The sequence below is a fragment of the Pseudomonas sp. GZD-209 genome, assembly GCF_049310485.1.
GTDB classification, from domain to species: Bacteria; Pseudomonadota; Gammaproteobacteria; order Pseudomonadales; family Pseudomonadaceae; genus Aquipseudomonas; species Aquipseudomonas sichuanensis.
Genome location: NZ_JBMOWQ010000101.1, coordinates 1 through 21,006, shown reverse-complemented (window position 1 = coordinate 21,006; position 21,006 = coordinate 1). Strand labels below are relative to the sequence as shown.

Sequence of the window (21,006 nt, the reverse complement as noted above, 5' to 3'; positions counted from 1 at the left end):
TTTGGGTTTGGTGGGAAAGGGCTTGGTTGTTTGGGGGGCCGGGTGTTTTTCCCCCCCCCCCCCCCCCCGCGACAACGGCCGCACCGGCACCGAGTTCCAGAACCTGGAACCGCGCGACATCGCCACCCTGCGTCACATCATCACCAGCCACCTGTCCGGTGAGCTGATCAGCGTCGGCGACGTGCTCAGCACCCTGCAACGCGACAACTTCACCAAGGCGCGCAAGCAGAACAACGCAGGCTCCGGCCTCTCGGCCTTCGGCCGCCTGCGGGCGGTCACCGTCACCGCCGGCGTGTTCGTGGTCGGCCTGGTGGCCTTCGGTTTCGTCGCCAAGTCGCTGTACGGCCTGTACTTCGTCAGCCATGCCGAAGCCGGCGTGGTCGCGGTCCCCACCACCACCGTCACCATGCCCCGTGACGGCAGCGTGCAGAGCCTGGTCGAGAACGGCACCCCGGTGGCCAAGGGCGCACCGCTGGCGACCTTCAACACCAGCATGCTCGACCTGCTCAAGGGCCACCTGGACGACGCGCAGCTGGAGCCGGCCAAGGTCGAGGAGCTGTTCGGCAAGCAGCTTTCCGGCACCCTCACCAGCCCGTGCGACTGCGTGGTGTCGCGCCAGCTGGTGGATGACGGCCAGTACGCCAGCAAGGGCCAGCCGGTGTTCGCGCTGATCCCGCGGACCAGCAACCCGATGGTCGAAGCGCGCTTCAGCTACCGCCAGTTCGACGAAGTGAAGCCGGGCACCCGGGTCAACTTCCAGATCGCCGGCGAAGACGAGGTGCGCAGCGGCCGCATCGTCGGCAGCACCAGCCTGGACACCGACAACCTGGCCTCGGATATCCGCGTGCAGATCAAGCCCGACGACGGCCTGCCGGCCGAACTCGCCGGCCGCCCGGCCGCAGTCAACAGCGACCGTGGCCCGTCGCTGAACTGGCTGATCGACAAGGCCGTGGCCCGCGGGCTGTAAGAGGATCGGACGATGAATCCTTTGAATGGTTTTTCTCCTGCTGGGGTGGCGTCGCCTGGATCGCGGCACAAGGCCGCTCCTACAGGGACCGCGCCTCATCCCGTGGGAGCGTGCTTGCCCCGCGATCGAGCGCAAAGCGCTCGCCCCTACACCTGGTGCACCCTGGCCCTGGCCATCACCCTGGCCGGCTGCGCCGGCCTGCCCGACCAGCGCCTGGCCAACGAAGCGCTCAAGCGCGGCGACACCGCCACCGCCGAGCGCAACTACAAGGCCCTGGCCGACCTGGGCTACAGCGACGCGCAAGTGGGCCTGGCCGATATCCAGGTGGCCACCCGCGAGCCGGCCAAGCTCAAGCAGGCCGAGGCCACCTACCGCGCTGCAGCCGCCACCTCGCCCCGCGCCCAGGCCCGCCTTGGCCGCCTGCTGGTGGCCAAGCCCGACAGCACCCAGGCCGAACGCGAAGAGGCCGAGCGCCTGCTCAAGCAGGCCGCGCAGCAAGGCGAAGGCAACACCCTGATCCCGCTGGCGATGCTCTACCTGCAGTACCCGCAGAGCTTCCCCAAGGTCAACGCCCAGCAGCAGATCGACCAGTGGCGCGCCGCCGGCAACCCCGAGGCGGGCCTGGCCCAGGTCCTGCTGTACCGCACCCAGGGCAGCTACGACCAGCACCTGGCCGACGTGGAAAAAATCTGCAAGGCCGCGCTGGCCAGCACCGACATCTGCTACGTCGAACTGGCCACCGTCTACCAGAAACGCGCCCAGCCCGAGCAACAGGCCGCCCTGCTCGAGCAGCTCAAGGCCGCCTACGCCCGTGGCACGGTGCCGGCCACCCGAGTCGACAGCGTCGCCCGCGTGCTGGCCGACCGCAGCCTGGGCCAGACCGACGAGAAGACCGCCAAGGCCCTGCTGGAGCAAGTCGCCCCGGCCAACCCGGCGTCCTGGGTGAGCCTGGCGCAGCTGCTCTACGACTTCCCCGAACTGGGCGACACCGACCAGCTGCTGGCCTACATCGACAAGGGCCGCGAAGCCGAACAGCCGCGCGCCGAACTGCTGCTGGGCCGCCTCTACTACGAAGGCAAGACCGTGCCGGCCGACGCCGCCAAGGCCGAGCAGCACCTGCAGGCCGCCGCCGACGCCGGTGAAGTCAGCGCCGACTACTACCTCGGCCAGCTCTACCGCCGTGGCTACCTGGGCAGCGTAGAGCCGCAGAAAGCCGTCGACCACCTGCTCAGCGCCGCCCGTGGCGGGCAGAACAGCGCCGACTACGCCCTCGCCCAGCTGTTCAGCGAAGGCCATGGCATCCGCCCCGCGCCCACCAATGCCTGGGTGTTCGCGCAACTGTCGCAGGCCAACCCCACGCCGCAGTCGAGCGAGCTGTTGCAGCAGCTCGACCAGCAGCTCACGCCCGAGCAGCGCAGCCAGGCCCAGCAACTGCTGGCGCAGGAAAAGCAGGCGCGCAGCAGCCTGTTCCAGGGCGCCAACAGCACCCTGGCCATCGAGGCCCTGCAAGACGACGAAACAGCCGTAGACGCCGAGGATTCGCTATGACGCTCAACCCCTTCGTGAAAGCCGGCATCGGCCTGAGTTTCGCCCTGCTGTGGTCGATGCCGACCCTGGCCGCCGAAACCGCACAGAAGAACTTCGGCCTGGATGTGAAGATCACCGGCCAGTCCGAGGACGACCGCGACCTGGGCACCCGCGCAGGCGGCGACGTCAACGGCCTCGGCCTCGACCTGCGCCCCTGGGTGTACGGCGAGCGTGGCAACTGGAGCGCCTTCGCCATGGGCCAGGCGGTCACCGCCACCGACATCATCGAAACCGACACCCTGCGCCAGAACGACGACGGCAGCACCACCGACAATGGCGACGACAGCCGCAAGCCAGACAAAAGCTACCTGGCGATGCGCGAGTTCTGGGTTGGCTACAGCGGCCTCACCGCCTACCCCGGCGAGCAACTGCGCCTCGGCCGCCAGCGCCTGCGCAGCGACGATGGCATGTGGCGCGACACCAACATCGAAGCACTGAACTGGACCTTCGACACCACCCTGCTCAAGGCCGACCTGGGCGTGGCCCAGCGCTTCAGCGAATACCGCACCGACCTCACCGAGCTGGCCCCGGAAGACAAGGACCGCACGCACATTTTCGGCAACGTCGCCACCCAGTGGACGCCCGGCCATTGGGTCGGCGTGCGCGCCCACCACACCCACGACAGCGGCAGCCTGAAGAGTCCCGGCGAAACCGTCGACGCCCTCGACAAAACCCGCACCGGCGACCTCACCTGGCTGGGCCTGGAAGCCAACAGCGACGCCTACAACTGGCGCAACGAGCACACCGTCAACTACTGGGGCAGCCTCACCTGGCTGACCGGCGACCGCGACACCCTCAGCAGCCAGGCAGTGGGCAATGACCAAGTCGCCACCGGCAAGCAGAGCGGCGACGTCAATGCCTGGGCCACCGACCTTGGCATCCGCCTGCGCCTGGACCCCAACTGGCAGGTCGGCGCGGCCTACGCCCGAGGCAGCGGCGGCGGTGGCAGCGATGGCTCGAACAACTTCGAGCAGACCGGCCTTGAGAGCAACCGCTCCAACTTCACCGGCACCCGCTCGCGCGTGCACCGCTTCGGCGAGGCCTTCCGCGGCGAGCTGGGCAACCTGCAGGCGGCCACCCTGTTCACCTCCTGGCAGCTGCGCGACGACTACGACGCCAGCCTCATCTACCACAAGTTCTGGCGTGTCGACGGCAAGCAGAACATCGGCTCCAGCGGCATCAACGCGGTGGTCGACGACGGCGGCGTGAACCGCCCGCTGGTCAACGGCGAAAAAGACCTCGGCCAGGAAATGGACGTGGTCGTGACCAAGTACTTCAAGCAAGGCCTGCTGCCGGCCTCGCTCAGCCAGTCGATCGACGAGCCTTCGGCGCTGGTGCGCCTGCGCGCCGGTGTGTTCAAGCCAGGCGACGCCTATGGCAAAGAGGCCGACTCGTACATGCACCGCGCCTTCGTCGACGTGATCTGGCGCTTCTGAGGCCGGGAGAGGATTTGACATGAACCTGCACCCGAACCTTCGCCATAGCCTGCTGGCCAGCGCCCTGCTGCTGGCCGCAGGCCTGGCCCAGGCCGCCGAGCCGGAAATGGCCAAGGGGCTGCAACAGGCCAAGACCTACACCGTTGCCAGCGCGCCGATCGAGCCGCTGCTGATGGACCCGCCCAAGCTGCCCGACCTGTCCGGCTACACCGCCGCCGCCGTGCAGAAGAAGATCGACCGCGCGCACAAAGGCAAGGTCAGCGTGCGCCGCATGCTCCAGGAGGACACCCTCAAGGAGTTCATCGGCGGCGACAACAAGGGCGCCGAATGGGTGCGCCGCCAGCACGGCATCCCCCAGGCGATCTTCGTCGACGACGGGCATGTCGACCTGGTGGAACTGAGCAAGAAGGTCCCCAACCAGTACCTGCGCGAAACCGCGCCGGGTGTTTACCTGGCGCGCCTGCCGATCGTGGTCGGGCGCAAGGGCGTGCTGGAGATCGACGCCAAGGTCAAGGAGCTGCGCCTGTCCGAAGAGGGCGGCGCGTTCATCGTCAACGACGGCAAGCTGTTCGTCAGCGACACCCAGGTGACCGGCTGGCGTGAACAGGCCAATGGCCCGGCAACTTTCCGCAAGCCCGATGAGTTCCGCCCGTTCCTGCTCAGCTGGGGCGGCACCGAGACCTACATCGTCAACAGCAAGATGGCCAGCTTCGGCTACGCCAAGTCCAAGTCCTACGGTGTGAGCATCTCGCAGTACACGCCGAACATGGCCAAGCAGATGGGCCGCCCGGAACCCACCGGCTGGATCATCGGCTCCGAGTTCAGCGACATGTGGTACGGCTTCTACTGCTACGAGACCAGCGACTTCGTGGTCAAGGACAGCACCTACCGCGACAACATCGTCTACGGCATCGACCCCCACGACCGCTCGCACCGCCTGATCATCGCCGGCAACACCGTGTACGGCACCAAGAAAAAGCACGGGATCATCGTCTCCCGCGAGGTCAACGACAGCTGGATCATCAACAACAAGAGCTATGACAACAAGCTCTCGGGCGTGGTGATCGACCGTAACAGCGTCAACAACCTGATCGCCTACAACGAGATCTACCGCAACCACACCGACGGCATCACCTTGTACGAAAGCGGCGACAACCTGATCTGGGGCAACAAGCTGATCAACAACCGCCGCCACGGCATCCGCGTGCGCAACAGCGTGAACATCCGCCTGTACGAGAACGTCGCCATGGCCAATGGCCTGGTGGGCGTGTACGGGCACATCAAGGACCTCTCCGACACCGACCGCGACATCGCCCTCGACCCGTTCGACACCAAGGTGTCGCTGATCGTGGTCGGCGGTGAGCTGGCGGCCAACGGCTCCGGCCCCTTGTCGATCGACTCGCCGCTGTCGGTGGAGCTGTACAAGGTGTCGATGCTGATGCCGCGCAAGGCCAACGGCATCAGCTTCAACGGTGTGCTGGGCGAGCGCCAGGACGAAATCCTCGACCTGCTGGTGCGCCAGCAGAAGGCCGTGCTGATCGACCCGGTCGAACGCCAGACCGAAATGATCGATTAAGGAAGCCCAGACCATGACCCCACACCTGATCAAACTGCTCGGCCTGTCCGCCGCGCTCCTGGCCATCAGCCAGGGCGTGCGCGCCGAGGACGTCAAGGCGCCGACCTTCAGCGCCGAACCCTGCTGCCAGCTGTGCCCCGAGGCCCATGACGCCAGCCGCTACACCACGCGCTACCAACAGAACTTCACCACCCTGGTGCAAGCCCAGGGCGACTGGCTGTTCCGCACCCGTGAAGACTTGCGCACCGAGTTCGACACCACCCCCGGCGGCTACAAGCGCCTGCAGCAGGTGCACGACGCGTTCAAGAAGCGCGGCGTCGAGCTGGTGGTGGTGTACCAGCCCACCCGTGGCCTGGTGAACCGCAACATGCTCAAGCCCGAAGAGAAGGCCGCGTTCGATTATCAGAAGGCCCTGCACAACTACCAGGCCATGCTCTCCCGCTTCAGCAAGATGGGCTACAACGTGCCCGACCTGTCGCCGCTGACCAACGAGCAACTGGCGGCCGCCGAGCAGGGCAAGGACTTCTACTTCCGTGGCGACCAGCACTGGACGCCCTACGGTGCCGAGCGCGCCGCAAAGATCGTGGCCGACACCGTGCACCAGATGCCGGCCTTCGAAGGCATCCCGCGCAAGGAGTTCGAGACCAAAAAATCCGGGCGCATGGGCAAGACCGGCACCCTGCACAACGTCGCCGGCCAGCTGTGCGGCACCAGTTACGCGGTGCAGTACATGGACCAGTTCGCCACCGAGCCCAAGGGCGCCAGCGGCGGCGACGACCTGTTCGGCGACGCGGGCAACGCGCAGATCACCCTGGTGGGCACCAGCCACAGCGGCAAGAACTACAACTTCTCGGGCTTCCTGGAGCAGTACATCGGCGCCGACGTGCTCAACGTCGCCTTCCCCGGCGGTGGCCTGGAGGGCTCGATGATCCAGTACCTGGGCAGCGAGGAGTTCCAGAACCACCCACCGAAGATCCTGATCTGGGAATTCTCCCCGCTGTACCGCCTGGACCAGGAAACCATCTGGCGGCAGATCCTCGGCCTGCTCGACGACGGCTGCGACGCACGGCCTGCGCAGATGAGCGCCAGCGCCACCCTCAAGCCCGGCAAGAACGAGCTGATGGTCAACGGCAAGAATGGCGTGATCAAGGACCTGGTCAACCGCAACCACCAGCTCGACATCAAGTTCGAGGACAGCTCGGTGAAAGTGCTGCAGGCCACCCTGTGGTACCTCAACGGCCGCCACGAGGACATCAAGATCGAGAAGCCCGAGACCTCCGACACCGACGGCCGCTTCGTCTTCCAGATGCGCGAGGACGAAGACTGGGCCGGCCAGAACCTGCTGGCCCTAGAGGTCCAGGGGCCGGAAAGCGGCACCCAGAAAGTCGAAGCGAAACTGTGCAAACGCAACAACTTCGCCAGCCCTGCGCAACACACCGCGCAAGCTGGCCAGTGAGGCGACCATGACATCCATCAGCCACAAGACCGCTCCCGCCCTGCTCGCCCTCGCCCTGTTCGGCGGTGCGGCGCAGGCCGCGCTGGTACCGCCCCAGGGGTACTACGAGGGCATCGAAAAGCTCAAGACCGGCGACGGCAACTTCCGCTGCGAGGCGGCGCCCAGGCCCTATACCGGCTCGCTGCAGTTTCGCAGCAAGTACGAGGGTTCCGACAAGGCCCGCGCGACGCTCAATGTCGCCTCGGAGAAAGCCTTCCGTGACTCGACCAAGGACATCACCACCCTCGAGAAGGGCGTGAGCAAGATGATCGGCCAGTACATGCGCGACGGCCGCCCGGCCCAGCTCGACTGCGCCCTGGACTGGCTCGGCAGCTGGGCCCGCGCCGACGCGCTGATGTCCACCGACTACAACCACACCGGCAAGTCCATGCGCAAATGGGCGCTGGGCAGCATGAGCGGTTCGTGGCTGCGCCTGAAGTTCTCCAACTCGCAGCCGCTGGCCGCGCACCAGGCCGAGGCCCAAGCCATCGAAAAATGGTTGGGCCGCCTGGCCTCGCAAACCGTGCGCGACTGGAGCGACCTGCCGCTGGAGAAGATCAACAACCACAGCTACTGGGCGGCCTGGTCGGTGATGGCCACCGCCGTGGCCACCGACCGGCGCGACCTGTTCGACTGGGCCGTGAAGGAATACCGGGTCGGCGCCAACCAGGTCGATGCCCAGGGCTTTTTGCCCAACGAGCTCAAGCGCAAGCAGCGCGCCCTGGCCTACCACAACTACGCCCTGCCGCCGCTGGCGATGATCGCCAGCTTCGCCCAGGCCAATGGCGTGGATGTGCGCGGCGAGAACAACAACGCCCTGCGCCGCTTGGGCGAGAAGGTGCTGAACGGCTCGAAAGACCCCAGCGCGTTCAAGACCCGCAACGGCGAGAAGCAGGACATGGGCGACCTGAAGATCGACAGCAAGTACGCCTGGCTCGAACCCTGGTGCCAGCTGTACCGCTGCGACGCCCAGACCCTCAAGCGCAAGCACGGCATGCAGCCGTTCAACAGCTTCAGGCTGGGTGGTGATGTGACCCGGGTCTACGACCCGAGCGCGGAGCAAAAGAAATAGGAGATCCCTGTGGGAGCGGGTTTACCCGCGAAAGGGCCAGACCTGCCATGTGCTGTGCCTGTGCCGGCCTCTTCGCGGGTAAACCCGCTCCCACAGAGTAATAGGTTGCTCCCCGGTCCACGGCTGGGGGGTTTGGGGGGCGCTGTGCCCCAGGTGCTGTGCATAACTAGGAGAACCGGGATGGTCTTCTCGTCCAACGTGTTCCTGTTCCTGTTCCTGCCGGTCTTCCTCGGCTTGTACTACGTGAGCGGGAACCGCTATCGCAACCTGCTGCTGCTGGTTGCCAGCTACATCTTCTACGCCTGGTGGCGGGTGGACTTCCTCGCCCTGTTCGCTGGCGTGACCCTGTGGAACTACTGGATCGGCCTCAAGGTGGGCTCCGCCGGCGTGCGCACCAAGCCGGCCCAACGCTGGCTGCTGCTGGGCGTGGGCGTCGACCTGTGCATCCTCGGCTACTTCAAGTACGCCAACTTCGGGGTCGACAGCCTCAACGCGATCATGACCTCGATGGGCCTGGAGCCGTTCATCCTCACCCACGTGCTGCTGCCGATCGGCATCTCGTTCTACATCTTCGAGTCGATCAGCTACATCATCGACGTGTACCGCGGCGACACCCCGGCCACCCGCAACCTGATCGACTTCGCCGCGTTCGTGGCGATCTTCCCGCACCTGATCGCCGGCCCGGTGCTGCGCTTCAAGGACCTGGTCGACCAGTTCAACAACCGCACCCACACCCTGGACAAGTTCTCCGAAGGCTGCACCCGCTTCATGCAGGGCTTCATCAAGAAGGTGTTCATCGCCGACACCCTGGCGGTGGTCGCCGACCACTGCTTCGCCCTGCAGAACCCCACCACCGGCGATGCCTGGCTCGGTGCGCTGGCCTACACCGCGCAGCTGTACTTCGACTTCAGTGGCTACAGCGACATGGCCATCGGCCTGGGCCTGATGATGGGCTTCCGCTTCATGGAGAACTTCAAACAGCCGTACATCAGCCAGTCGATCACCGAGTTCTGGCGGCGCTGGCACATCAGCCTGTCCACCTGGCTGCGCGACTACCTGTACATCACCCTGGGCGGCAACCGCAAAGGCACCTTCAACACCTACCGCAACCTGTTCCTGACCATGCTGCTGGGCGGGCTGTGGCACGGCGCCAACTTCACCTACATCATCTGGGGCGCCTGGCACGGCCTGTGGCTGGCCATCGAACGCGCACTGGGCCTGGACACCAACCCGCAGCGCTTCAACCCGGTGAAATGGGCCTTCACCTTCCTGCTGGTGGTGGTCGGCTGGGTGATCTTCCGCGCCGAGAACCTGCACGTGGCCGCACGCATGTACGGCGCCATGTTCAGCTTCGGCGAGTGGCAGCTGTCGGAACTCAACCGCGCCAACCTCACCGGCCTGCAAGTCGCGACCCTGATCGTGGCCTACCTGAGCCTGGCGTTCTTCGGCCTGCGCGACTTCTACCGCAATGCCGCGCCTGCGCCCAAGGCCACCCCGCTGCAGATCAACGCCGATGGCTCGGTCGGCCTGGACTGGACGCGGATCATGACCCGCGCCCTGGTGCTGCTGCTGTTCGTCGCATCGGTGCTCAAGCTCTCGGCGCAGAGCTACTCACCCTTCCTGTACTTCCAGTTCTGAGGCCCGACACATGAACCGGACACTTCGCATCACTTACTCGCTGTCGTTCATGGGCCTGCTGGTCGGGCTGGGCGCCTGGTCGGTCGGTGGCCTGGACAGCTTCACCCGCACCGGGCAGATGACCCTGCTCGACGGCAAGCTGGCCAAAGCCGCCGAGACCCACTACGACGAGCAGTTCCCGATCAAGCGCATCGGCACCAACCTGTGGGCCGCGCTGGACTTCAAACTGTTCAATGAAGGCCGCCCCGGCGTGGTGCTGGGCCGCGACCAATGGCTGTTCAGCGACGAAGAGTTCAAGCCCGCCGTCGACGCGCAGCAGCAGATGCAGGACAACCTGGCGCTGGTGCGCGGCATCCGCGACACCTTGCAGCGCCAGGGCGTGCAACTGGTGCTGGCGATCGTCCCGGCCAAGGCCCGCCTGTATGCCGAGTACCTCGGCAAGGAGACCCCGGCCAGCCTGCACGACGACCTGTTCAACCAGTTCCACGCCCAGGTGCGCCAGGCCAATGTGTTCGCCCCCGACCTGCTGGCCCCGCTGGAGCAAGCCAAGGCCCGTGGCCAGGTGTTCCTGCGCACCGACACCCACTGGACGCCGCTGGGCGCCGAGGTGGTCGCGCAATCCCTGGCCGAAGCCGTCAGCCGCCAGGGCCTGCTCAGCGGCGAGCCCCAGGCGTACATCACCGAGGCCGGTGCCAGCGCGCCGTACAAAGGTGATTTGACCAATTTCCTGCCGCTGGACCCGCTGTTCAGCAACCTGCTGCCCACCCCGGACACCCTGCAGCAACGCAAGACCCAGCCGGTGCAGGCCGAAGGCCAAAGCGGCGACGACGCGCTGTTCGACGACAGCCGGATCCCGGTGGCGTTGGTGGGCACCAGCTACAGCGCCAACCCGCACTGGAACTTCCTCGGCGCCCTGCAGCAGGCCCTGCGCAGCGACGTCGCCAACTACGCCGAAGACGGCCACGGCCCGCTGCTGCCGATGCTCAAGTACCTGCAAAGCGACGCCTTCAAGAACGCCCCGCCACAGGTTGTGGTGTGGGAATTCCCCGAACGATATCTGCCAATGAAGAACGACCTCAGCGCCTTCGATCCGCAGTGGATCGCGCAGCTGAAGAACTCCCGCAAATCCGAAGAAAACCTGGCCCTGTCGTCCAACCGGACGGACCACTGAAGATAGAGAGGAACACGCACATGACCACCAAGACTTCCATTGCCAAAGCCCTCACCCTCGCTGCCGGCCTGACCCTGGCCTCGATGCAGGCCTTCGCCGGTGCCGACGCCGCCCTGTACGGCCCGAGTGCGCCGAAAGGTTCGACCTTCGTGCGCCTGTACAACGCCACCAGCGCCCCTACTGCGGCGAGCGTGGGCAATACCCAGATCAAGCAGGTCGGCGCCCAGGCCAGCAGCGACTTCAGCTTCCTGCCCGGCGGTGACTACACCGCCCAGGTCGGCGGCAAGAACGTCCCGGTCAAGCTGGCCGCCGACAAGTACTACACCCTGGTCAACAACGCAGGCTCCAACCCGCAGCTGATCGAAGAGCCGCCGTTCAAGAACAAGCAGAAAGCCCTGGTCCGCGTGCAGAACCTCAGCGACCAGCAACTGACCCTGAAAACCGCCGACGGCAAGACCGAAGTGGTCAAGCCGGTGGCGGCCAAGGGCCGTGGCGAGCGCGAGATCAACCCGGTCAAGGTCAACCTCGCGCTGTATGCAGGCGACAAGAAAGTCGGCGACGTCAAACCCGTCGCCCTGGAGCGCGGCGAAGCAGCCGTGCTGTATGTCACCGGCTCCGGCAGCAGCCTGTCGCCGGTCTGGGTAACCCGCCCAGTGTCCACTAACTGATCCCTGCCTCTTAACGACCTTATTGGAGAAACAACATGATCCCGGTAATTCTTTCTGGTGGTAGCGGTTCGCGTCTGTGGCCTTTGTCGCGCAAGCAGTTCCCCAAGCAGTTCCTGGCCCTGACCGGCGAGCACACACTGTTCCAGCAGACCATCCAGCGCCTGGCGTTCGACGGCATGGACACGCCCATCGTGGTCTGCAACAAGGACCACAAGTTCATCGTCCAGGAGCAGCTGGGCGCGCTGAAGCTGCAAACCCAGGCCATCCTCATGGAACCCTTCGGCCGCAACACCGCACCTGCGGTGGCGATGACCGCCATGAAGCTGGTCAACGAAGGCCGTGACGAACTGATGCTGGTGCTGCCGGCCGACCACGTGATCGAGGACCAGAAGGCCCTGCAACGTGCCCTGGCCCTGGCCACCGTGGCCGCCGAGCGCGGCGAGATGGTGCTGTTCGGCGTGCCGGCGACCAAGCCCGAGACCGGCTACGGCTACATCCGCTCCAGCCAGGACGCGCTGCTGCCCGAAGGCGTGGCGCGGGTGGCGCAGTTCGTTGAAAAACCCGACGAAAAACGCGCCGGCGAGTTTGTCCGCGCCGGTGGCTACTTCTGGAACAGCGGCATGTTCCTGTTCCGCGCCAGCCGCTTCCTCGAAGAGCTGAAGAAACACGACCCGGACATCTACGACACCTGCCTGCTGGCCCTGGAACGCAGTGACGAAGAGGCCGATGTGCTGAGCATCGACGAAGCCACCTTTGCCTGCTGCCCGGACAACTCCATCGACTACGCCGTGATGGAAAAGACCCAGCGCGCCTGCGTGGTGCCGTTGTCGGCCGGCTGGAGCGACGTGGGCTGCTGGTCGTCGCTGTGGGACGTGCACGAAAAAGACGACAACGGCAACGTCACCAAGGGTGACGTGGTGGTGCAGGACAGCCACAACTGCATGATCCACGGCAACGGCAAGCTGGTGTCGGTGATCGGCCTTGAGAACATCGTGGTGGTGGAAACCAAGGACGCCATGATGATCGCCCACAAGGACAAGGTTCAGGGGGTCAAGCAACTGGTCAACACCCTCGATGCCCAGGGCCGCAGCGAGACCCAGAACCACCTCGAGGTGTACCGCCCGTGGGGTTCGTACGACTCGGTGGACATGGGCGGGCGCTTCCAGGTCAAGCACATCACCGTCAAGCCAGGCGCCGCGCTGTCGCTGCAGATGCACCACCACCGCGCCGAGCACTGGATCGTGGTGTCCGGCACTGCCGAGGTGACCTGTGACGAGAACGTGTTCCTGCTGACCGAGAACCAGTCCACGTACATTCCGATCGCCTCGGTGCACCGCCTGCGCAACCCGGGCAAGATCCCGCTGGAGATCATCGAAGTGCAGTCCGGGAGCTACCTGGGCGAGGATGATATCGAGCGCTTCGAGGATGTGTATGGGCGAACTTCCACGCCGGTTGAGCGTGGGGTATCGGTGAAGACCATCGCGCAGTAACCCTGGGGCACCTTCGCGGGGCAAGCCCGCTCCCACGCTGTTGGCTGCTCTCCCAGGTCTGGATTGATGTCCATCTTCCTGGAGGCTGTGCACAGCGTGGGAGCGGGCTTGCCCCGCGATTGCGTTTTTGAGGCCTGCTCATTTTGCGGCTAGGATGGTCAAACCCCCGCCACCAAGGCCTGCTCCACCATGATCATCGGCGCCCTGCTCGTCCTCACCTGGCTGATCCTGCTGCTGCGCTACCCGGCCAAGGCCCTGCCGATTTCCCTGGCGGCCGTGTGCGGCCTGGGGCTGGTGGCACTGGGCGTCGCCTGGCAGGACAGCCGCGAAGCGTCGCAACTGGCGCGTCTCGATCTGCGTCTGAGTTACGCCCCCGATCAATGCCCCGCCGACCGCGCCCTGCAGGTGCGCATGAAGAACGGCAACAAGGCCCCGCTCACCGAACTGCGCTGGCGCGTGGGCGCCTATGCCCCGGGCGATACCGTGAACCTTGCCGAGAACACCTATGCAGCACCGCGCTATCGCGGCCCGGGCGAATTGCAGCCCGGCGCTGAGTGGAGCGACTGCCTGCCGCTGCCGCCGCTGCGTTCGGGGTATCGGCCGCAGACCCTGGAGTTTCGTGCCGAGCATCTGCAAGGTACATTCGCCAATTGAGTCCGCCTCATCGCGGGGCAAGCCCGCTCTCACAATGCCTTGAGTCGGCGTCGTGGGAGCGGGCTTGCCGGCTACCACTCTCATTCTAGTTTGTCGTCTGTCGGCTCATTGCTACTCCCCCCCCCCCCGCGATGAGGCCGGTAGCCATGACACCCATGTCCAACTAACACAGGCCCGCCCCATGCCCACCGTTCTCATCACCGGTTGTTCCAGCGGCATCGGCCGCGCCCTGGCCGACGCCTTCCGCGATGCCGGCCACGAAGTCTGGGCCACCGCCCGCAAGCTCGACGATGTCGACACCCTGCTCGCCGCCGGCTTCGCCGCACGGCAACTGGATGTGAATGACAGCGAGGCACTGACCCGCCTGGCCGACGAGCTGGAAGACCGCCACGGCGGCCTCGACATCCTCATCAACAACGCCGGCTACGGCGCCATGGGCCCACTGCTCGACGGCGGTGTCGAGGCCATGCGCCAACAGTTCGAAACCAACGTCTTCGCCCTGGTGGGCGTGACCCGCGCGCTGTTCCCGCTGCTGCGGCGTTCGCGTGGGATGGTGGTGAACATCGGCAGTGTCTCGGGCGTGCTGGTCACGCCATTCGCCGGCGCCTACTGCGCCTCGAAGGCGGCGGTGCATGGGCTGACCGACGCGCTGCGCCTGGAGCTGGCGCCGTTCGGTATCCGGGTGATGGAAGTGCAGCCGGGGGCGATTGCCTCGCAGTTCGCCAGCAATGCCCAGCAACAGGCAGAACAGGTGCTGGCGAGCGATTCGCCGTGGTGGCCGTTGCGTGAGCAGGTGCAGGCCCGGGCGCGTGCTTCGCAGGATCGGCCGACTTCGGCGGCGGTGTTTGCCCAGCGCTTGCTCGCCGCTACGCGCAAGTCGCCAGTGCCGGCGTTGGTGCGTATCGGCAATGGCAGCACGGCGTTGCCGTTGATGGCGCGGGTGCTGCCGCAGAGGCTGCTGGATTGGGTACTGCGCAAGCGGTTCGGATTGTTGCGACCGCTCTGACGTCATCGCGGGACAAGTCGCCCCTCATCGAACTGTGGGAGCGGCTTTAGCCGCGAACACCGGCAGAGCCGGTGCCATCCACCGCGTCGCCTGCTTCGCGGCTAAAGCCGCTCCCACAGGGTATGTGGCGCGCTTGCGAACACAGGTCCTGGTCGAACGCCTGCCAGCCGCCACCCAGGGCCTTGTACAACCCCACCAACGCCTGCGACACCGCCGCCGAGCTGTCGATCCACTGCTCTTCGCTGGCCAGCAGCGCACCCTGCACGGTCAGCACATTGAGAAAGTCCACCGCCCCTTCCACGTACTGGCGCTGCGCAGTCTCCAGGGCGATGCGGTTCTGCCGCACGGCCTCGGCCAAATGGTCGCGGCGAAGCTGGCTGGCGTTGTACAGGCGCAGCACGTCGTCGATCTCATGCCAGGCGCCAAGCACCACCTTGCGGTAGTTCAGCGCTGCTTCCTGTTGCTGGGCTTCGCGCAGCTCCAGCGTGCCCTTGAGCCGCCCACCCTCGAAAATCGGCAGCGACAGTTGCGGCCCGAAGGCAAAACGGCGTGAATCCCAGGCGCCGAAATCGGACAGCTGCATGGCCTGGAAGCCGACACTGCCCGACAGGCGAATGCTCGGGTAGAAGTCGGCCTTGGCCACGCCGATGCTGGCGGTGGCCGCATGCAGGCGGGCTTCGGCCTGGCGGATGTCCGGGCGGCGCTCAGCCAGTTCGGACGGCAAGCCGATGGCAAACTTCTGCTGCGGCGCAGGCAGATCGCCGCCCTGCAGCAACTCGGCCTGCAAGCTGCGCGGCGGTTCGGCGGCGAGCAGGCTGAGGGCGTTGATCAAGTCGTCACGGCGGGCTTCCAGGCTGGGCAGTCGCGACTCGATCGATGCAACCTGGGCGCTGGCCTGGGCCACATCCAGGCGCGTGGCAACACCCTCGGCCTGACGGTCTTCGGACAGTTTCAGGCTGTGACGGGCAACCTTGAGGTTGTCCTGGGTCACCTCGAGGGTGTGCTGCACGGCGCGCAGCTGGATGTAGTTGCCGGCGGTTTCAGCCAGCAAGGCCAGCAGCACCCCGCGGCGGTCGTTCTCAGCCACTTCGACGCTGGCATCGGCCGCCTCGACCTGGCGCCGCACACGGCCCCACAGGTCCAGTTCCCAGCCGGCGACCAGGTCGCCCTGCCAGAGGTTGAAGGCCGATTTGCCCGCCTTGCCCGACGGATCGCTCAAACCTTCGGCGCTGTTGCGCGCACGGCTGTAGCCGGCGTTCGCGTCCACCGAAGGCATTTCGTCGGCGGCCACGGTGCTGCGAAGGGCGCGGCTTTGCAGCAGGCGCGCGCTGGCCATCTGCAGGTCGAGGTTGCGCTCGGCGACCTTCTGGATCAGCGCAGTCAACTGCGCATCATGGAAACTGTCCCACCAGCGCAGCTCCAGCGGCTCGGCCACCGGTTGGCTGGCCGCAGCCTCGCTTTGCAGGGCGGCCCACTCCTTTGGTGCTTCGCTGGTCGGGCGCTGGAAATCCGGGCCCAGGGTGCAGCCGGCCAGCAGCATGGCTAGCAGCACGGGGGCCGCTGCGCGCCCCTTTCGCGGCACAAGGCCGCTCCTACAAGCGACCGCGATCCCCTGTAGGAGCGGCCTTGCGCCGCGAATGGGCTGCGCAGCAGCCCCATCGGCCGCGAAAAAATCAACCTGCCCACTCATCGCGCAGTCACCTCTTTGCCGTCGAGCCGGTCCCCCTGGGTATCGATGGTCGCCTCCACCGACATGCCCACCCGCAGGCGTGCGAGCAGCGGCTGGCCATCATCGAAGACGATCTTCACCGGAATGCGCTGCACCACCTTGGTGAAGTTGCCGGTGGCGTTATCGGGTTTTACCGCGGCGAAGGTCACCCCGGTGGCCGGGGCGATGCTTTCGACATGGCCGTGCAGCTTTTCACCGGAGAAGGTATCGACGCTGATGCTCACCGGCTGGCCCGGCTGCACGTGGGTCAGTTGGGTTTCCTGGAAGTTGCCGACGATATAGGCGCGCTCCAACGGCACCACCGACAGCAGTCGCGCCCCCGGATTCACGTAGGCGCCCAGGCGCAGGGCGCGCTCGCCGACCATGCCGTCCACCGGCGCGGTGATACGGGTGTAGGACAGGTCCAGCTGAGCTTTCTCCAGCCCCGCTTCGGCACGTTTGAGCTGGCCATCGGCGCTGGCCACCTGGGCCGTGAGAATGTCCACCTGCTTGCGCGCCGCCACCAGCGCGGCCTGGGCATTGGCCAGACGGGCACGGGCCTGATCGACGCCGCTGCGCGCCTGCTGGGCGTTCTGCACGGTACCGGCGCCCTGCTCGGCCAGGCGGCTGTAGCGGTTGACTTCATGGTCGGCGAACGCCGCTTCGGCCTGGGCCGCTTTGACAGCCGCCTCGGCCTGGGCAATCAGCGCCGCCTGACGCTCCAGGGTGGCGCGCGCATCGGCGCTTTGCGCCTGGGCCACCAGCAACTGCGCTTGCGCGGCATCCAGCGCGGCCTGGTAGTCACGGGCATCGATGGTCGCCAATAACTGGCCGGCGGTGACTTGCTGGTTGTCCTCTACCAGCACCTCCTTGATGAAGCCCGCCACCTTGGGCGCGACCACGGTGTAGTCGGCGGTGATGTAGGCATCGTTGGTGCTCTGGCGATGATCGCTGCCGAGCATCCAGGGCCCGACGATGCCAGCCAGCACGGCCACGGCCAGAACCGAGCCGATGAAAAGCGTTTTGCGGTTGTTGGTCATTTCAATGTCTCGAATTCATCCACAGGCTCAGGCCACCGCACGCGGTGGATAGATGCGCGTAGGCACGAAGGGGATCAGGCAGATCAGGGCGACGGCGAAGCCCGCCATCACCAGGTAAAGGTCGGCCGAGGTCAGCACCAGGGCCTGGTCATGAATGCGCTTGGCCAGGCCGGCCGTGTTGTCGTCGATCAGTGGCGCATTGCCCAGGCTGTCGACCAGGTGGTTGGAATGGAAATGCCGGCGCACGGTGCCCAAGGCATCGAGCAGGCCACCGGCGATCACCGCCGACAGGCCCTTGACCGTGTTGAACCAGCTGGAAGCGAACGGGCCTTCCTGCGGGGTCATGCCGTTGGTCGAGAGCATCAGCAGCGGCAGCACCGCCATCGGCTGGCCGAACACCTGCAGCAGGTAGAAGGGGTAGAAGTCGCCGCGGATCCACTGCGAGGTGAGCAGGCTGCTGCCCACGCACGACGCCGCCAGCATCGCCAGGCCCAGCGCCAGCACCCAGCGGCAGTCCACCGCGCGGATGTTGCACAGCGCCGCCGTCAACGGCAGGGCAAGCAGTTGCGGCATGGCCACCAGCATCATCAGCGGGCTGGTCTGCGCCGGGCGATAGCCCTGGATTTGCGCCAGGTAGGCCGACGGAATGCTGCCCACGCCAGAGAGCACGATCAGCACCCCTGCCAGTGTCACCAGAGCGAAGCTCAGGTTGCGCCGCGACAGCATGCGCAGCTGGAAGAACGGCAGCGGCTCGGACCATTCGTTGTACATGAACAGCACCAGCAACAGCAGGCCGCCGCCGAGCAGCCAGCAGATCAGCGGCGAGTCGAACCAGCCCCAGCGATCGCCCAGCGACAGGCCAAGGACGATGCTGCTGATCGCCGGCAGGCCGAGCAGCACGCCGCGCCAGTCGAACTGTTTGAAGCGCTCCAGGCGCAGCGGGTCCTGGGGCAGGCCCCAGCCCACGCAGGCGATGGCCAGCAAGGAGGGCAGGATGATCTGCCAGAACGCCCATTGCCAGCCGACGTATTCGGTCCACAGGCCCGCCAGGGGTGTGCCCAGATTGGGCCCGAAGGTGGCGGTCAGGGCGTAGCAGGCCAGGCCGTAGACCTTGATGCCCGGCGGCAGGAAGCGCAGCGCCACGCTCATCAGCATCGGTGGCAGGGCACCGGAGGCGAAGCCCTGCAGAATGCGCAGCAACATCAGGCTGTGCAGGTTGGGGGCGAAGGGTTGGATCAGGCCAAGCACGGCGAATAGGCCGACGGCGGACATGGTGAAGCGGCGCAGCGAAAAGGTGGTGGCCAGCCACGGCGCAAAGGCCATGGCCGACACCGAGGCGGCGCTGTACACCGCCAGCAGCCAGGCGCCTTCGTCGGCACCGATGCCCATGGCGCCACGGATGTCGCTCAGGGAAATCTTGGTCACCGACTCGTTGAGCCCGGCGCACAACACCGCCAGCAACACGCCGAACAGCCCCACCACCACCCGCAGGCCGAACGCCGTCTGCGCGGGCGCGGCCGGCATAGGGGCGGCGGCCAGCGCGGCAGAGGGCGCGGTCAGGGAACTCATGGAATGACATCTCCAGCAACAAATTCAGGGCTGGGGGAAGTCTAAGAAGGTCGAATGCTGACGAAAACTGACTTGTTGGCAGGTTTATGTTGCGCCAAACGCAATCGACTGAAAATTGCTCGACGGCCTAGGTTTTGTACAAAAATAATGGTCATCCAACGTTGTGGGAGCGGTGCACCGCCGCTCCCACAAAACTTTTCGTACAGAGGCCAGGTACCAAATGAGATTACTATGCCGTTGATCGGAGTACGTTCGCTCAAGGTTTCAACTCAACGCGCGATGTCAAGGTGTAATTGCGAACGTCCCGGTCAAGTCACAATCTATTCCTTCAGCAGCCATTTTGTAGAACAACTTCAAGCTGCCTTTTATCAAAGTTTCTGAGCGCTCCTCGATAATTATCTCACCCGAATACGCGAACCCCACAAACTCTCGATTATCAACTTTCAAGATCAGCTGAGAATAAGCTGGATCATCTTGGCCACCCACCGGATAGGACCTGCCAGCAACAAAACCATCATCATTGCCCAGCGAAACCTGTAAATCATCAAACCCCACTGCTCCAAAGCCCAACAAGAAAAGTGGTGAAAAAATGAACTTTACAAAATCAGCGTCAATATTTTTCGAATAACCCGGCGCAGTGAAAATGCCCTGCACGTTGAAAGAGCCGCCAGCTAAAATATTGATCATTTCAGTCTGCTCCTATTCGCCATTTGGCAACTGCGACGTTAGCGCTACATATACCAAAAAAAAACTGGCATAAATACCAGGTGACAGATTGAGTCTGTAGTGCATTTCTCATACTGCGAATAGGCCAGTAACAGACGCATCGGCAACATCAAGGATCGATGCTGCCACACGCCTTCAGCGTCTGCCGTAGCCAGCGGTGCGCCGGATCGTTATCGAACCGAGGGTGCCACGCCTGCATGACATTGACCTTTTCCAATGGCACGGGGATCTCGAAAGAGCGCAATGGCAGTTTCAGCCGGTTCACACTGTTCAGGATGTTGGCTGGTATGGGCAGGATCAAGTCCGAGTCCGGCAGCGAAAACATCGCGGAGTGAAAACTCGTTGTGATCAACGCCACCCGCCGCTCCACCTTGTGATTGGCCAGCGCTACATCGATAGGCCCATTGGCCCGGCCACGGCGTGACACACTTATTTGCGGATAGGCGGCGAAGCGCTCCGGGGTAATCCGGTCTTCGAAAATCGGGTGCCCTTCACGCGCCAGGCCCACGAAGTAGGTGTTGAACAGGCTCTGAACCTTGATTTCCGGGCCCAGTTCGATGGCGGAACTGATGATCAAGTCGATTTGCCCATTGCGCAGCACTGCATCATCGTCACCACTGCCCTCTGGCACAAAACGCAGCACGGTGTTTGGTGCCTGGGCCAGCATCATGCGCAGCAGTTGGGCACCGTACAGGGCGATGAACAGGTCATTGGTGCGAATGTTGAAGGCTCGGTCCAGGTTTACCAGGTCGACATCGTCACCGCTGCGAAATACCTGCCCGGCTTGTTCGACCAAGCCATGCACCTGATCACGCAGGGCCAGCGCGCGCGGCGTCGGCACCAGCCCGCGGCCGGCGCGCACCAGGATCGGGTCGCCCATGGCCTCGCGGATACGCCCCAGGGTGCGGCTCATGGCCGCCGGGCTCAGGTTCATGCGCTGGGCGGCGCCGACCACGCTGCCTTCGTCGAGCAGGGCGTCGAGGGCGACGAGCAGGTTCATGTCCGGGAGTTGCATGGCCGTTTTCCGTGACAGCTGTGGGAAACGCGATGGTATCAGGTTGGTGGATTGCGTCTGGCGCAATGGCACCGTGCGTGGGGGGCCATTTATCCCGGCCGATCGATGCGTCAGCCTGTAACGGCCCAATCGCGGGGCAAGCCCGCTCCCACGAGGGAGACCTGTGGGAGCGGGCTTGCCCCGCGATT

16 protein-coding genes and 1 pseudogene are annotated in these 21,006 nt (G+C 65.2%); 12 read left to right on the top strand and 5 right to left on the bottom strand.

Annotated elements, in window-relative coordinates:
- The 12 genes from ACO6VM_RS13080 to ACO6VM_RS13025 all read left to right on the top strand — a co-directional run.
- Window positions 1-967 (top strand): HlyD family efflux transporter periplasmic adaptor subunit (locus tag ACO6VM_RS13080; RefSeq protein WP_422403400.1); only part of this gene is annotated, 967 nt, incomplete at its 5' end.
- Between the two features lie 12 nt (window positions 968-979).
- Complete coding sequence (algK, locus tag ACO6VM_RS13075) at window positions 980-2,515, top strand: alginate biosynthesis TPR repeat lipoprotein AlgK (protein WP_422403399.1); 1,536 nt, start codon at window positions 980-982, stop codon at window positions 2,513-2,515.
- Entirely contained in the window at window positions 2,512-3,990 is a 1,479-nt protein-coding gene (locus ACO6VM_RS13070) for an alginate export family protein (RefSeq protein WP_390967026.1), read from the top strand. The genes algK and ACO6VM_RS13070 overlap by 4 nt, the downstream gene beginning before the upstream one ends.
- Before the next feature lie 19 nt (window positions 3,991-4,009).
- Complete coding sequence (algG, locus tag ACO6VM_RS13065; protein ID WP_401058610.1) at window positions 4,010-5,566, top strand: mannuronan 5-epimerase AlgG; 1,557 nt, start codon at window positions 4,010-4,012, stop codon at window positions 5,564-5,566.
- A 13-nt stretch (window positions 5,567-5,579) separates the two neighbouring features.
- A complete protein-coding gene (locus tag ACO6VM_RS13060; RefSeq protein ID WP_422403398.1) occupies window positions 5,580-7,022 on the top strand; it encodes an alginate O-acetyltransferase in 1,443 nt (480 codons plus the stop codon).
- Window positions 7,023-7,029: 7 nt separating this feature from the next.
- A complete protein-coding gene (locus ACO6VM_RS13055; protein WP_422403397.1) occupies window positions 7,030-8,133 on the top strand; it encodes a mannuronate-specific alginate lyase in 1,104 nt (367 codons plus the stop codon).
- A 180-nt stretch (window positions 8,134-8,313) separates the two neighbouring features.
- Entirely contained in the window at window positions 8,314-9,771 is a 1,458-nt protein-coding gene (locus ACO6VM_RS13050; RefSeq protein ID WP_422403396.1) for an MBOAT family O-acyltransferase, read from the top strand.
- A 10-nt stretch (window positions 9,772-9,781) separates the two neighbouring features.
- Window positions 9,782-10,942 (top strand): alginate O-acetyltransferase, encoded by a 1,161-nt coding sequence (locus ACO6VM_RS13045; RefSeq protein ID WP_422403395.1) that lies wholly within the window; start codon window positions 9,782-9,784, stop codon window positions 10,940-10,942.
- Between the two features lie 20 nt (window positions 10,943-10,962).
- Window positions 10,963-11,610, top strand: coding sequence for an alginate O-acetyltransferase AlgF (locus ACO6VM_RS13040; RefSeq protein ID WP_390967014.1), 648 nt, complete (start codon window positions 10,963-10,965; stop codon window positions 11,608-11,610).
- A 35-nt stretch (window positions 11,611-11,645) separates the two neighbouring features.
- Window positions 11,646-13,100, top strand: a complete 1,455-nt coding sequence (locus ACO6VM_RS13035; RefSeq protein WP_390967012.1) for a mannose-1-phosphate guanylyltransferase/mannose-6-phosphate isomerase — start codon at window positions 11,646-11,648, stop codon at window positions 13,098-13,100.
- Between the two features lie 189 nt (window positions 13,101-13,289).
- On the top strand, window positions 13,290-13,754 hold the full coding sequence (locus ACO6VM_RS13030) for a multidrug transporter (protein WP_422403394.1): 465 nt from the start codon (window positions 13,290-13,292) through the stop codon (window positions 13,752-13,754).
- A 181-nt stretch (window positions 13,755-13,935) separates the two neighbouring features.
- Window positions 13,936-14,760, top strand: coding sequence for an SDR family oxidoreductase (locus ACO6VM_RS13025; protein ID WP_422403393.1), 825 nt, complete (start codon window positions 13,936-13,938; stop codon window positions 14,758-14,760).
- Between the two features lie 142 nt (window positions 14,761-14,902).
- On the opposite strand, the pseudogene ACO6VM_RS13020 reads toward ACO6VM_RS13025, so the two are convergent.
- The 5 genes and pseudogenes from ACO6VM_RS13020 to ACO6VM_RS13000 form a co-directional block, all read right to left on the bottom strand.
- A pseudogene (locus ACO6VM_RS13020) lies at window positions 14,903-16,300 on the bottom strand (efflux transporter outer membrane subunit); the annotation flags it as partial.
- Window positions 16,301-16,446: 146 nt separating this feature from the next.
- On the bottom strand, window positions 16,447-17,508 hold the full coding sequence (locus ACO6VM_RS13015; RefSeq protein ID WP_401058601.1) for an HlyD family secretion protein: 1,062 nt from the start codon (window positions 17,506-17,508) through the stop codon (window positions 16,447-16,449).
- A gap of 27 nt (window positions 17,509-17,535) precedes the next feature.
- Window positions 17,536-19,077, bottom strand: a complete 1,542-nt coding sequence (locus tag ACO6VM_RS13010; RefSeq protein ID WP_401058599.1) for an MFS transporter — start codon at window positions 19,075-19,077, stop codon at window positions 17,536-17,538.
- Window positions 19,078-19,359: 282 nt separating this feature from the next.
- Window positions 19,360-19,764, bottom strand: coding sequence for a hypothetical protein (locus ACO6VM_RS13005; RefSeq protein WP_401058597.1), 405 nt, complete (start codon window positions 19,762-19,764; stop codon window positions 19,360-19,362).
- A 148-nt stretch (window positions 19,765-19,912) separates the two neighbouring features.
- Window positions 19,913-20,818 carry a LysR family transcriptional regulator gene (locus ACO6VM_RS13000; protein ID WP_401058596.1) on the bottom strand — a complete coding sequence of 302 codons (906 nt, stop codon included), beginning with the start codon at window positions 20,816-20,818 and terminating at the stop codon, window positions 19,913-19,915.
- Between the last annotated feature and the right edge of the window lie 188 nt (window positions 20,819-21,006).